Annotated in this window: 2 protein-coding genes and 1 pseudogene (1 of these 3 only partly in view); 2 read left to right on the top strand and 1 reads right to left on the bottom strand. The window is 68.2% G+C overall.

All coding sequences use genetic code 11. The features are described 5' to 3' along the window. Positions 1–19 precede the first annotated feature (19 nt). Positions 20–1,363 carry a type VII secretion-associated serine protease mycosin gene (gene mycP / locus G6N56_RS23850; protein ID WP_085254294.1) on the top strand — a complete coding sequence of 448 codons (1,344 nt, stop codon included), beginning with the start codon at positions 20–22 and terminating at the stop codon, positions 1,361–1,363. A gap of 381 nt (positions 1,364–1,744) precedes the next feature. After that, a pseudogene (locus G6N56_RS23845) lies at positions 1,745–3,073 on the top strand (AAA family ATPase); the annotation flags it as partial. Positions 3,074–3,095: 22 nt separating this feature from the next. Here the strand turns inward: G6N56_RS23845 and G6N56_RS23840 are convergent. Further along, positions 3,096–14,606, bottom strand: partial view of a scabin-related ADP-ribosyltransferase gene (locus G6N56_RS23840; protein ID WP_085254266.1) — the final stretch only. The gene runs 26,370 nt beyond the window's last position; only the last 11,511 of its 37,881 coding nucleotides appear in the window; the start codon falls outside the window, past its right edge; it ends in the stop codon at positions 3,096–3,098.

Here is a 14,606-nt window from a genome sequence, read left to right as displayed (position 1 = left end):
GGCGGTGCTGGCCGTCGTGATGTCCGCCGCGGCCGCGCTGCTGGCACCCGCGACGGCACTGGCCGTCGAGCCGCCGGCGGTGCCGCCGGGCGATCCGCCGATCGGGCCCGTCGCGCCGCCCGAGCCCACCGAACAACGGACCGCGTGCGGGATCGGCACGGTGTTCCCCGGCAGCCGCTTTCAGCAACGTCCCGCCGCCGATACCATGCTCAATTACTCGGCCGCGTGGGCCTTTTCGCGGGGTGCCGGGCAAAAGGTCGCGGTGATCGACACCGGCGTGGCACCCAATCCCAGGCTACGCGCGCTCGAACCGGGCGGCGATTACGTCTCGTCGTCGGATGGCTTGGTCGACTGCGACGCCCACGGCACCCTGGTCGCCGGGCTGATCGCCGCCGCGCCCGACCCCGACGACGCCTTCGCGGGCGTCGCACCGGACGCGGCGATCTTGTCGATCCGGCAGAACAGCGATTTGTACGCGGCGCACGGACCTGCGTCGGCACAGAACGACCCGAACGCGGTGTCACCCGGTTACGGAAATACGCGCACGCTGGCGCTGGCCATCGTCCACGCGGTCGACATGGGGGCGACGGTGATCAACCTCTCCGAGGCGGCCTGCGCCCCGGTGGGTGCGGCCTTGGATGACGGCGCCGTCGGCCAGGCCGTTCGATACGCATTCGAGCGCAACGTCGTGGTGGTCGCGGCGGCGGGCAACGTCAGCCCGCAGGGGCTGTGCAGCGCCCAGAACGACGTGCGCGATCCCAATCTTCCCCTCGCCGATGCGTGGCGCGCGGTGCGCACCGTCGCCAGCCCGGCGTGGTTTCGCGACTATGTACTCACGGTCGGTGCGGTGGCGCCGGACGGGAAGCCCAGTGATTTCTCGTTGCATGGCCCATGGGTGAGCCTGGCCGCGCCCGGCGAGCAGCTGACATCATTGAGCCCCAACGGTCCCGGATTGATGAACGCCTGGCAGGACCCCCAGCACGGCCCGGTCGCGGTCAACGGCACCAGCTTCGCCGCGCCTTTCGTCTCGGGCGTTGTCGCCCTGGTCCGGTCGCGGTTCCCCGGCCTGTCGGCCAGGGAGGTGATCGAACGCATCGAGCGCACCGCGCGGACCCCGGACGCCGGACCGAACGCAGCCACCGGCTACGGGGTCGTCGACCCGGTCGCCGCGTTGACCGATGAGATACCGCCGCCCGCCGACAGGGTCGACCCCTTCGCCGGTCACGCGATCAGCGTTCCGCGACGGCCGGATCCGGCGAGCCATCGGACCCGCGACATCGTGCTCGCCGTCCTGGCGGCGTGTACGGCCGTGGCGGCGATCACCGTTGTCGTCACCCGCGGGAACGCCGGAAAGCCACAGTGATCGCGACACCGCGCCAGCTACACGTTGCCCCGAAAGTCGAGGTGTGATACCGCCATGCATCCCCACCACGAGCGCCCGGCCGCCGAGCCGTCGGCAGAGTACGACGAAATCGAAGGCAGGGCAGCTCGATTACTCGCCCAGATGGCCGCCCAACGCTCGCGGCGGGACGAGCAGCACCAGGACCTCGGGGACCCGGACGACGATTCGTTTCCCGTCGCGGATCGGCCGGAAGCCGAGACGGCCGGCGGGCCATTGCGCGAACCGAACCCCGAGCCCGGCGATGGCGACGACTCAGAGCTTCAGCGTCGGCCGGAGCCGGAGCCCGACGACGGCGCCACTCCCGACGAGCCGACGCCGCCGCGCTCTTCGCGGCGCATGGCGCCACCGCCGTGGCAGACGTCGCCGCCTTCGCTGGCCAGCGACTTCGACCCGGAACCGGATGCCGGCAACGGTTTTGCGGAAGCTCACTCGTCCGGGAACGGACACGACGAGCGCGCGGCGAGCCCGGCCCCGGCGTTCCTCGACGCGCTGCCGCCGGGGTGGCCTCCCGGTCTGCCCCTGCCCGAGCCCGGTTGGCAGGGGGCGCCTCCGGGATGGCCTCCGGCACTGCCGCCGCCACCACCGCCCGGATGGCAGGGTGTTCCGCCTTGGGTGCCAGCACCCGGCCGGCTCCCGCGGGAGGCGCAGGGGCTCGACGGCCCGGCGTCTCCGCCGGCGTCGGCCGGTCCGCGCCACCGCCGTCCCGCATCGGTTGCGGCGCAGGCATATCGGATGCCGCCGTCACTCGATGAAGCCGAAATCTTGAGCCGCGATCCGCATGCACCGGAATCGGGCTGGCGGCGCGCGCTGTACAAAGTCACGGGCGGACGGATCAACCCCGGCATCTCACGCAAGGAACGCGAACGCGCCGAGCTGTTCGAGCAGATCCGGCAACCTATCACCGGGGACTTTCGGATCGCAGTTTTGTCCATCAAGGGCGGGGTCGGAAAGACCACCACCACACTGGGATTGGGCTCGGCGCTGGCGATGGTGCGCACCGACCGGGTCATCGCCGTGGACGCCAACCCTGATCGCGGCACCCTGGCCGAGCGGGTCCTGGACACATCGACGTCGTCGACCGTGCGCGACCTCCTGCGGGATCCCGACATCAGGCGGTACGCGGACGTCCGCAATCACACCCGGATGGCGCCGAGCCGGCTGGAGGTGCTGGCCAGTGAGCAGGACCCGGCTGTCGCAGAGGTTTTCGGCGAGACCGACTACCGGCAGACGATGGACATCCTGCGGCATTACTACAACATCATCCTCACCGACTGCGGCACCGGCATCATGCATTCGGCGATGGCCGGAGTGCTGGACCTGGCCAATGCCATCGTGCTGGTGAGTTCGCCCGCCATCGACGCGGCGCGCAGCGCCTCGGCGACGCTGGACTGGTTGAGCCAGCACGGGCACGGGGCGCTGGTGCGCGACGCCCACGTGGTGTTCAGCGCGTCGAAGCCCGGCTCGGCGGCGCTGAAGCTCGACAAGGTCGTCGACCACTTCGAGGCGCGGTGCAAGTCGATCCATATCGTGCCGTTCGAGCCGCACCTGGCCGAGGGCGCCGACTTCGACTTCGCCGCGCTCAAGCCCGCGACCGCGCGGGCCTACCTGGAACTGGCCGGTGCGGTGTCGGAGAAGTTCTCCCGGATGGCCTGGCCCTACGAGGCTCGCTGACGGCGGCTCCCGCGGGCTGCACCTAAGCGTCGGAATCCTCGTCGGGTTCGCGCCGAGAGGGATTGCCGTCTTCAGGTTCGGAGTCGCTGTCGGTGTTGTACTCGGTGGTCGTCCGGCCGTCGCGCGTCTTGGTGACATAGCTTGCGACGCGATGGCGCCTGTTGCGCTGGATGATCGCGGCGGAGTCGAGGTAGGCGCTGGCTCCGTTGGTCAGCCAGAACGGCCCGCGTGTGCGGTGGTCTTCGAATCCCAAAGCGGCGGCGCAGTGGCCGCACGCCCGCATGGTGCCCGCCAACAAGTCGAGGTCGATGTGCCCGCCCAGGGCCTCATGAATGCGGCGTTCGGCGTGCAACTCCAGGGCTCTCCTGTCTCCTTCGTGGAAGCTTTGCGGGGGAACGCTGAAGCGCCCGGCGGCGATCGCCTGCAGAATTTCATGGGCCAAAGGATCGTCGTGGTTGCTCAAGTGCGCTAGCGCGTGGGCCAGTTTGCGCCGGTGACGCGCCTCCCGGCCGTCCGCGCCCTGTCTCTCGCCACCGCTGAGCTGTAGACCCGAATTATTGAGGTTCTGGCGCATCTCCCTGTTGACCCTGTTGACGTTGGACGACACGTGAATCGTCTGGCTGTCACGGTCGAAGTACGCTTGCACCTCTCCCCACTGCGCATGCTGGCCGAGCAACTCGGTGGATAACCAGCGCAGCACCTGGGCTGCGCGGTCGTTGACATAGGGTCGCGGGCTGCGCACCAATGCCGGATTCTGCGAATAGATGTCCCCCAGTTGTGACCTGGTGCGTCCGGCCAAAGGCTCGTGCTCGACGAGATACAGACGGTCCGGAGTGAATCCGCCGCCGCGAATGCGCGCCTCGATCAAGTCGGCCGCGCCGCTGTCGCGGCCTGACGCCAAGCTGTTGAGACCATGAAGAACTGTCGTGATCCCGGCCTGCAAATGGGGTCGCAGGCCGTGCAACTCGGCTTCAACCGTGGATTGGTCGCGGATCGTCGGCCCGACTGGGCCGGCTGTTACGGCTATCGCGAATGCCCGTTCAGGCGCCCCAGCACGGCGCGCGGCCTCGTGGGCCGACAGTGCTGGATTGCTGCGCATCTGCTGGATGGCAACGGCAACCTGCGGCGCGTGGCTTCGTAGAGTGTCGAGGAACTCAACTGCACCAGTCGGTTGCGGCAAGAAGTCTGCCTGTTCGGACAGACCCATTCTCCTCAGCGAGTCAGCGATCGACTCTCGCCATTGCGTGTAGTCGCTCAACCTGAGCAATGCATGCGGGCGAGTCAATCCCTGGGAACCAGAAAGATAACGCGAGAGCGCGTGTGTAGAAATGCCGGCATCCGCGGCGATGGTCGACAAGTGCGTCGTCGGATCATTTGCCAGCTGTGTTAAGGCTTGGGCCAGAATTGCGGCCGTCACTGGGTCTCTCGCCTCGAGGTCGCCCGGCTGGGGCAGGCTGTCCGCCTGGTGGGGGTGGCCCATCGTCATGAGCGAGTCGGCGATCGAGTCCCGCCACTGCTCATAATCGGGCATCGTCACCAACGACTCGGGCTTGACGAGCCCCTGGGCGCCCCTCGCAATATGACCCAAGAGAGAGCTTTGAGGAACCCCGAGATCGGAGGCAAGGCGCGCCGGTGGTGTTTTCGGGTCTGCCGCTAGACGTTGCAAGGCCTCGGCCACGACACGCGCGGTGATCGGCTGTCTCCGGGGGGCTCCTTCGTTCGGGCCGGGGAGGCGCCGCGCCATATCCCGCTGGCCGAGCCGCTCCAAGGCAGTGACCATTCGTTCGCGGTGCTGAGCGAAGCCCGGCATCCGACTGAGGACCTCCACGCCAATCTTGGGAACACCGTCCTTGTCGATCCACAAACGGATCTGGGAAGCTGAAATTCCCGTCCTCTCCGCCAACGCGGAACTGCTTTGGCCCCCCCTACGGCCCTCCCTTCGCGCCGCGGCCAACGATTCCAGTACCTGGACGAAGTCCTCAGCCGTGTACGTTCTCGGCACGGCTCTCGGGGCGGGGAGTTGTCCTTCGTGCACTCCTTGCTGGTTGACCAGCTGCTGGATCTCGTCGCGGTATGTCGGATAGTCCGGCATGCCGGCCAGTGTGTGCGCGAGTTTCTTTCTCGCCCAACCGCTGCTGCGCAGCCAGTCAGCAATGCGCCCCAAGTGCGACGAATTCGCGTCAGGCTTTTCGAATCGTGCGGCTGTTGCTCTCGCCGCGCCACCGTGCTGCGCTCGCCATCGCAGCATGTGCAACAGCTTTTCTGCTGTCATGGGCGCACCGCGCTCGGGGCGAACCGATGTCGTCGATGTCTCGGTAGCGGCCGGCTCCAGTCTCTGACGCTTGACTTCGGGGCCCAGGCCGCCAGTTTGCTTACCACGAGGCCGCTTCGACAGAGGCGGGCCAGTTTTCGCCTCCGACTCGCTGGTGCTCGCCTCGCTTTCGGTCAGCTCCGACAGTTCGCTGGGGGCTCTGGACTGCCCGAACTCGCTCTCGGCGCGGGCGCTGCTGCCCTCGTAATGATCGAGGCCATTGTGGAAGACCGTGATCAGTCGTCCATTTTCGGGACCTACGACGTCGAGCACATTGGTGTCGCCGGTCCCACCCACGATACGGAGCCGCACCCCGATGGCGTGGGCGAGTAGCGCCGGAAACATCTCGCCCTCATCGGCCGCCCAGCCGTCACTGCCCGGAGTCCAGTTTTGCAGCGCTCTGATCAACCTGCGGTGTTCATCACCAGACAGCGTCCCTCGCTCATAGACCGCCTGCGCTGCGGCGTCCAGCAAGTCATCGCGGCTTGCCGTCCGGTTGACGAGACCCCTCACATCGACACCCACGTCAAGCAGTCGGGCGCCAAGTGCGTCGTAGCTGCGTTCCCTTGCCAATTGACGACGGATTTGCGGCACTCGATTGCCGTGGTAACGGCGGGCAATTTCGATCGGCAACGCGGAACGATCGGTGTTGCCGACCCAGTCCAACACCCGTCGATGGAGAACCGCCGCCGCGGAACTCAGGACATCTCTTGCGCCCGCATCGCCGGGCCGACCTCTCTGCAGATCGCCCCGAGCGGGCCACTCGTCAGTGGGCATGCTGACTAGTACCGAGTACAGCAGGCACCATCCGTCGGGAGCCACCCAAACCCGCTGCAACGAATGTGGTTCCGCCTCATTGCCGTGACTGGAGGAAGGCCCTTGGTCGCGCGGCGGTGCGGAAGTCGAATGCGCAGGACTTCGAGGGCCGGAACCGCGGCTGAACCCGCTGACCGCGGACTGACCATCGGCTCGACTCCGGCTGGCCCCAGAACCGGCCTGGACTCCCCCCGGGTTGAGACTGTTCGTGCGGCGCGATGCCCTGGAAGGCCCCGCCTCGGCGTTCACATGCCCGCGAGATCCCGAAGCGTGCGAGGGCACTCGGATTCCCTGGGCGACGTATCTTGCGGCCAAGTTTTGCGGCGGGACGACTTGACCGCTTTCGATCATCCGGATCACGCGATCGTCATCGGGGCCCAGGCCCTCCGTCTCTTGGCCTGGTGACCGTCGCTCCAACCGCTTCACCGTGGTGGTTAGCTCGTGTTCGTCCGGCTTGGGATTCCATCCGCGCCTGCCGCTGCCGCCGCGCGGCCCCACGTAGCTTCGGCCCTCCAGCACCTGGTGACTCACCGTATGCGCCACGTCCACGGTGTTGCGCGCCCGCTCGTCCGGGGTCAGCCGCCCGAAGGCCCGTTGGATGGCCGCGTCATCGATGTCCTCAATCCCGCTGTGCGACAGCATTGCTGCGGCGCGGTCGCGGATCATGTCTGCGCGCACCGGATCGTCGGCAACCAAGCCGCGCCAGGCTTCCGTCCCACCCGAGACGTCGGCCTCGCCCCGGGCGATGGGAAGCCCGGCGGGAGCCACCGACCGTGGTCCGGCAAAATTTCCGTCGGGTTCCACGGGCACCGAAAGCATTGCGCGCGAGGCGACATCGGGCGCGCCACCCGAGTGCCGCGGCCCGACGGCTCCAGCGAACCCCTGCGTCGATGTCTGCGGCCCGTCGACGCGTCCGGGTACGGAACCCCAGCCCTGTTCGGCGGCACCGATTTCGTCGGGTGTCGGCGGTGGGTCGAGGTCGATCGGCCGCGCCCGCGGGGTGTTCGTCGGGGTGAGGTCATCATCGGCATCGGAGTCCGACCAATGCGGCTCCTCGTCGTGAACCGCCGCCGGGAAATGCGGATTCGGCGCGCCGGGATCGAAGTGCGGATTGTCGATAAAGCGCCCAAGGCGAAGTGCCCCAGGACCACCGGAAAGAACTTCCTCGGCGCCCACGATGTTTTCCCGCCGAATCCCACCGGGGAACACGATCTCGCGTCCATGCACGTCTTGGTGATGAGACACCGTCGCATTGATGTCAATACCACCCGGCGCCTGGATGCGGTAACGAAACACCCTGGGACGGCCCTCCGTCGGCGGCCCAAGATGGTTCAGGTCCGGATCACGCGTCGTCGACACAAACGCAGCCGGACGGCCACGACCAAAGCTCTCCAGGTTCGCATTGGACGGATCCACAGGCTCAAAACCCGACTCGAAAACCTCAAACGGTTCGCGAGTGTCATCGCGGAACAGCGGGTCGTCATCGGTGCGCACATGCACGCCGGCCCCATCGACCAAACCCGTGACATTCCGCGGATCAACGGAGGGGTCCAATTGAGCACTCGGCAAAGCGAAGTCCTCGTCACCGGCCCCACCCCGCAGCCGCAACACCCCAGCATCACGATCAGCCGACCCATCACCGCCACCCCCAAGCACAGACGACCCCTCGCCCGACCCACCCGGATCACTTGCGCTGGCTGCTCTTTGGGCGCCCGTACGGTCATGCTGCGACGACTCCGGCTCCGCATCCGCCATCTCAACATCGCCACCCTCGGACGACAGCCGGTCAGCCATCGCCACATCCGGCGACTCACCTCCCGCGCCGGCGCGGTCCATGCGGGCGCGATACTCACCCCACGTCTCATACAAGTCATCGCCGTCGTCATCGGGACCGTCGGCCGTCGGTGGAGGTGGAGGAGCCGAGGCCGTCGATTGGCCCTCCCCTTCGGACTCCGCACCGGCGGCGCCACCGCTGCGCCGGGCGGGACGCTGGTGCTCGGCTTGGTCGCCGACATGCCGGGACAGCTCGCCCTCCCGTGCGGTTGACGCGCCCAAGGGCATGGCGACGCCGGGCGTCACGTCCGCGGCAGCGACATCAGCCGAACGCCCTTCGGCGTCGATCGCCGGCTTGTCGGGGCCCACGCCCGTCCGTACCGGTTCTGGCGCCGGGCGGGCCACAACGGCGTCCCCCCGGAGCGACTGGGCGTGCACATCGTCGGTGTCGCCTGCTCGCCCGCGAGGCTGATCGGCCGCGGCCTCCGCGGCACCCGCCCGCGTGTGGTCGATGTGGTCCGCGGGAATTGGCGGCGTCTTGTCGCTCACCGATCGCTCTGCCGGTTCCGACGACCGCGCGGAACTCCGTGCAACGGGCAAGCCAGGCGGGTGAGCGGCCGGCGCGCCGGCAGGGGTCCTCGACAGCGAAGTTAAGGGATCCGAGTGACCGGTGGCAGTGCGCTGCGCGTGTGACCCCGACGTGAGCGCCCCGGCGATCGACTCCGCCCGGGAACTGAGATTGAGCCAGCGTTGGAACACCGGCAACGCCGCCTCTGCCCGCCTCACCACCGCGGGTTCGGGCCGGGAGCCCATCTGCCGGCCCACGGCGTGGGTCAGCCGGGCTAGCTCGGCGTCTGTCGGAGGCGGTGGCGCGACAGGCTCCGACGCGCGGTCCGGCAGCGGCCCGCCCAGTCCGCGGTAGAGCTCTTCCAGCCGAACCTCTGTCTCGGGGTTGTCGTAGCGCCGACCCAGCAGGTGACCCGCGCCGTATTCGGCTACGAACTCGTGGGGATTGGTGAGGGCATATTCGCTGACCGCCTCGACGTGCCGAACGTCGTTGGTACGGAAGCGGGTCTCGACTTGGTCCGCAAAGACACGCGGATCACCCGCGTAGTGCAACGCGTGGATCAGCTCGTGAACGACGGCTCCCAGACCCTGGTCGTGCATCCTTTCGGCGAGACCGATGGCGGTGGGTGACGGGTGCCCCGGGCGTTCCGCGACCGCCCAGGAACTCACGTAGATGTGGTTCGGCGGAGTGAAGACGGCGACCGCGCCCGAGCCCCACTTCACCGCGGACTCTTTGATGGACAGCGCCCGTGTGCCACCGCGCGCCGTGACGGGCTCGATGACGAGCGCCCGGTGGTACCGGGGAAGGTGCACGTCGAGGTCCCGCGGCAGCCGGTAGCCGCGTTCACCAAGGAGGGACAGAGCTCGCTGCACGAGTTCGCGACGCGGTTGGGCTAACGGGTCGCTCTCGGAGAAATGAAACCGCAGGGCCACCCGTTCGTGCGTGACCTCGTGGACGGTCGGCGCGTAGTCGTTGGTGTCGGTTTGCGTTGTGTGGTCGGGTCGTTGGAGGTAGGTCGTCAGCTCGGGGTAATCGACCAGGTGGGCCGGATGTTCGTCGAGCCTGTCCCTTAGCGCGTCATCGCTCATGTTCCGGACGCTGATCCGTGCGCGGTCCCTCACCGTTTTGAGCCCGTCGTAGAATCTGCGCTCGGTTTCGCGCGTGAAACTGCGCAGCGATTGGTCGGTCAACCGCCCGTCGGGCGCACGCGCGGCGAGGATGGCCGAATACCAGCTGGGCTCGTCGGGCAGTCGGACGATGAGATTTCGCAGGTCGGGCGCCATCATCTGGAGGTGGCTGAGCGCCTCGGCCACCAGCGGCTCCCGCGAGCTGATCCTGCGCCAGCGATCGAATGTCGGCAGCGCCGCCTCGGCCGCTTTCACCGCGTCGGCTCCGACCGGGACCCGAAGCGCCGCAGTCACTTTGTTGACCAGTCTGGTCAGCTGCCTGTCGGTCGGCGGCGGGGGCTCGACGGGTCCGCCCCGACGATCTGTCGGTGGGCCGCCCAGCCCGCGGTAGAGCTGCTCGAGCCGGGCTGCGGTGGCCGGGCTGTCAAAGGTCCGGCCCATGAGGCGGCCGGCGCCGTATTCCGCCACGAAGTGACGGGGGCTCAGGGTCGCCAGGTGACTGACCTTTTCCACATGCGCGACGTCGTCGGGCCGGAATTCTGTGTGCACCAGGTCGGCGAACAGGCCCGGCCGGTTGTGGTAGTGCAGCCAGTGCATCAATTCAGCGACCGCGGTGGCCAGTCCCGGGTGCTCCGTCAGGTCGGCGACGGTTTGACCGCGGAACGGCGGCCGTTGGGCCGCTTCCGGGCTGACGAAGACGTGATCGGGCGCCGTGAATTGGACGAGACGCCTGCTGTCGCCAACCGTACTCACCGAGGTCGTCTTGACCCGCAGTTCCGCGGTGCCGCCGCGATCGGTGACCGTACTGACGTCCAGCGCCCGGTGGTATCGGGGAACGTGGACGTCCAGGCTCGCCGGCAGGGTGTGTCCGCCGTCGGACAACAGTGCGAGCGCCTGCAGGATCACGTTGCGACGCGACCGCGCCGTCGGGTCACTCGATGAGTCGTCGAATCGCACGGCCACCGCGGCGTGTTGTACGACCTCGATCGTGTGATCGGTGCTGTTGCCGTCCGTGAATGACGTGTGGTCGGGCCGCTGGCTGTAGGTCTTCAGCTCGGGGTACTTGGCCAGGAAGTCCGGGCCTTCCTCGGCGATCAGATCGGCCAGCGTGCGATCGTCAATACTCGTCACAGTGACGCGAGCGTTAGCAGTGATTTCGTTCCAACCCCGCTGCCAAGCATCTTCTTGACCGCGCGTATAGCGTTGCACCGCTTCATCACTCAGCTCGCCATCGGGCGTGCGCGGCAGTCCACTGAGGTGGGCCATGCCGGGCACTTCCCGGCCCGCCGGCGGGCGGTGACGCACGACCAAGCCGGTCAAAGCCGGTGCGAGGGCCTCAGATGCATCGACGGGCCGCGACGCCGGGGTGAAGAGTTGAATGAACCGGTTGAACAAACTGGTCGATGGGGTCTCGTGCGGGGGCGCGGCGATGCTTGCGCCGCGCGACGCGGGCAGGTCGCTACGATGCCCGGTGGCCGGGGGGTCCGCCTGTGGGGTTGGCTCACCGTTGGATGAGCCCAAAGGTCGATCGCCGACCGCAGTTTCGGTGACCACGTTGCGGGTCGGCGATGCGGGGCGGATGCCAGCCTCCGCGGGCACGGCCGCGGGCGCGCCTTCTGGAGCGGGGTCTGCCGCCACGACGGGCAGGGCGCTCTCCGGCGAAGGCGGCTCGGCCGGAGGGGTCTCGGCTGGAGGGGTCTCGGCTGGACGCGTCTCGGACTGCGGGATGAGGACCCGGCTGTGGAGGTCCAGCCCGGGCAGCCGCTGGGCGGTGTCGCCGTCGTGCACCACCAAGGTGACCTCGGCGGAGGCGTCGAAGACGGCGTACGGACGGGGGAACTTTCCGTTGGCGGCGACCCTGACCGCTTGCGCGAGGGATTCCCCGAAGCGCTGGCGACCGATGCGGCCGCCGCCCACCAGCGGAGCCGCCTGGAGCCCCCCGATCCGCCAGTGCGGCCCGGCCATGAAACGACCACCCAAATCGCTAGCCCAAGTTGACCGCTCGACGCGGATTTGGTTGACGGCATTGAGCACATTGGCGTTGGCGGCCTCTTGCTCGATGGCTACGAAGTCGAGGCTTCGGACGTCGGCTTCGGCGGTGATGCGCAGCGTGTGGTGCCGCACCAGTTCCACTCCGCCGTTTCCGCCCTGGCGGGTCATCTCACCGAGGAGGCCCGCCAGACGGGTGTCGGTCAGGGACGCGGTCAGGTGTTCGCTGATCTGCCGCATCTCGGTCGGGCTCAGCAGTCCGTTGAGGCTCTCCAAGGCACGGGCACGGAAGTCGTCGCCGTCGGTGATCTTGCGGACAACCGTGTCCTGGCTCAGCCCGCGCGCGGGCAGTCCGTCTTTTGCAGAGTCGGCCCGATCGTCTCGCTCGGCACCGGCCACGACGTCATTGCTATTGCGGACAGCGGACGGCCCATCCGGATCCGGTCCGTTGCGGACGATGCCGTCGCGCGGAACGAACCGCGTGCCGGCCGGGGCGCCGGGGGGAGGCTCATGTGTCAGGAATTCGACTCGGGCGGTGCCGCCGCGGGTGATGGATGCTGCGGTGCCTTCCGCCGATCCCGCAGGCCGGCTCATTTCCGCTCGCACCGTGGCCATCCCGACGTGCGGGGAGGCGGGCACCTTGGCCCGGAACAGCAGGCCCGTGGCCGTGCTTTCGATGCGGGTATTCAGAATCTCCCCGCCGAGACCGCCGTCGACCCGGCCGAATAGGGACAGGTTGGCGGTATCGCCAATCGGTAGTACGTCGCTTTGGCCTTGGACGTAGGACTGCCAGTTGCTGCTGATGGTGTTGCTCACGCCGGCAGTCTTGGCTTCCAGCCCACCCCAGTAGATCTCGCTCGTGCCGACCGAGTCCGCCGGGTTGAGAGTGTCGACGCTCGCGCCGAGTACGACTTTGCCGCCGGGCACCGACTTCAGGTGGATGGTGGTGGTGGCGCCGCGACTGAAGTCACCGAGCTTCCGCTGGATCGCCATCGTCTTGACGTGCGGCACGAGTTCCGCCCGCACCGCCGGTGAATCATCGCCGAAGACCACTTCTGATTGGGCTGCAATGGAATCGAGCACGTGGGTAGCCAGCAGGTCCTCGTCGGGCAGGCGCTCCTGATCACGCTGCGGACGAGTGTCATCGGCCCGGTTCGGCGCCAGGTGAGGTCGAACCTTGACCACGACCTGGTTGACGTCGATCCGCGGGGTTTCCCGATTGCCCTCGTGCTCGGCCCGGGAGGCGGCGGCGATTTCCGGGGTGTGCTGGGGATACGAAAACACACCGCTGAGCCGGACCGGTTGTGGGTCCGCCGGCAGGCCCGTCACGCTTCGGCTGCCGTCGGACTGTTCGTAGCTGATCTCGAAACGGATGGGCTGACGGAACAGGTTGTGCGGCTGGGTCATTCGCACCCGCAGGGGGGTCCGCTGCTCGCTGCCGCCGGCGATGCTGTGGCCGGCCGGTTGGGCTAGCCGACCGCCCAGGGCGACCGGTCCGTCCGGAGAAGGTCGTGCACCGCTGTGGGTCAGCTGGATGGTGACCGAGGCGGGCGGGACGGGGATCTGCGCCCGGCCGCCGGTGACCGACAGCGTCTCGTCGCCGTGGGTGTGCGAGGTGCCGGACTGCGACGCGGTGGAGACATCGGTCTCGAACTTTCCCGACACGCCGACGTATTCGTGCTGCGGTTCGCGCACCGGCCGCACCTTCACTGCGAACGCTCTGCCGCGGACGGATATGTCGTGGCGCCATTCTTGACCCGACTGATGGGCGAGTCGGGCGGCCAATACCTGCGGGCCGAACTGCTCGGTCACTCCGACCATCGCCTCGTCCAGGCGATCACCCAGCGCCGGCGCCAGGTCGCTACGGATCGCTTCCACCAAGCCGCTGGCCGGGTCGACCCCGACGAGCAAATCGGTCGGGTGCCAGCTCCCCTGCAGGGCATGCGCGGGCGGTTCGGGCGGATTGTGGTTGGGCGGCGGAGATGCCCAGTCCAGCGGAGGCGGGGGTGGCGTCGGCGACTGCGCGTCGGCGCGCAGCGGGGTTTCGGTGTCGACCGGTTCGGAATGGGAGGTACTCGTCGCCTGGTAGGCGACAGTATGGTCGCGCAGCAGTGGCGTTGTGCTGTCGACGGAGTCCCGGCGACTGCGGGAGGCCGATGCGTTGCCCGCGTTGTCCGCGGCGGGCCGCGCGAACCGGCTGAGAAGTTCGCGGAAACTCAATCCTGCGGAGCGGCCCGGCAGCTGGCTGTGCGAGCCGAACGACGTGGGTGTGTTGGGGTTTTTCGGCAGCGGCGCCAGGTCGAGTGGATCGACCGGATCTCGGTCCGGCTTGGGGCGTGGGATGTCGACGAAGCCCGCCGGCTGGTCACGGGTGAAGGTGGGCGGCAGGGCCGAGTCGTGCACCCGCGATCCGTGCAGTTCCGTGAGCGGAATCGCGATTTCGACCGGGAACAGCCCAGATTCGTGCACCGTGGCCTTGGAGCCGACCATCGCCGCGTCTAGGCGCACCCAGCCGTCGAACACGGCCATCGGCTGGTCGAACTTGGCCGCCGCCACCAGCCGGTCCTGCCCGCGCACCTGGTCTCGGTCGCGAACGTTGCGCGTGCCGCCCCTGTTGAATTCGAGCTGCCCCGTGTTGCCGGCGATGTCACCGCGGGCACCGACAACGCCCTGCCCGAAATTCTGCCGGCTGCGTGTGGTTCGCGTGACCGAGCCGTCGGTCATCTCCATGCTCGGGCTGGATGTCGGGTTGATCACCCGCCGGAAGGTGAGGCGCTCGATGTCGGCGGTCAGCATGGCCTTCGTGCTCGAACCGGGGCCGGACAGCTGAGCGCGCGTGAGGGGGTGGTGCTGCGTCATGGCCGGCAGCGCGGCGCGGACCCGGTTGAGGTGGTACCACGAGGAGACGTCGGCGCGAATCGTGTTCCAGCTGCCGCCGAATGCCCGGCG

Origin of the sequence: Mycobacterium saskatchewanense (assembly GCF_010729105.1) — a bacterium.
GTDB classification, from domain to species: Bacteria; Actinomycetota; Actinomycetes; order Mycobacteriales; family Mycobacteriaceae; genus Mycobacterium; species Mycobacterium saskatchewanense.
Note: the sequence above shows the minus strand (reverse complement) of the source record. Positions and strands in the feature narration are given on the sequence as shown.

Coding starts and splice junctions, on each gene's coding strand:
- mycP (WP_085254294.1), top strand. CDS start 20: ATGTCCGCCGCGGCCGCGCTGCTGGCACCCGCGACGGCACTGGCCGTC.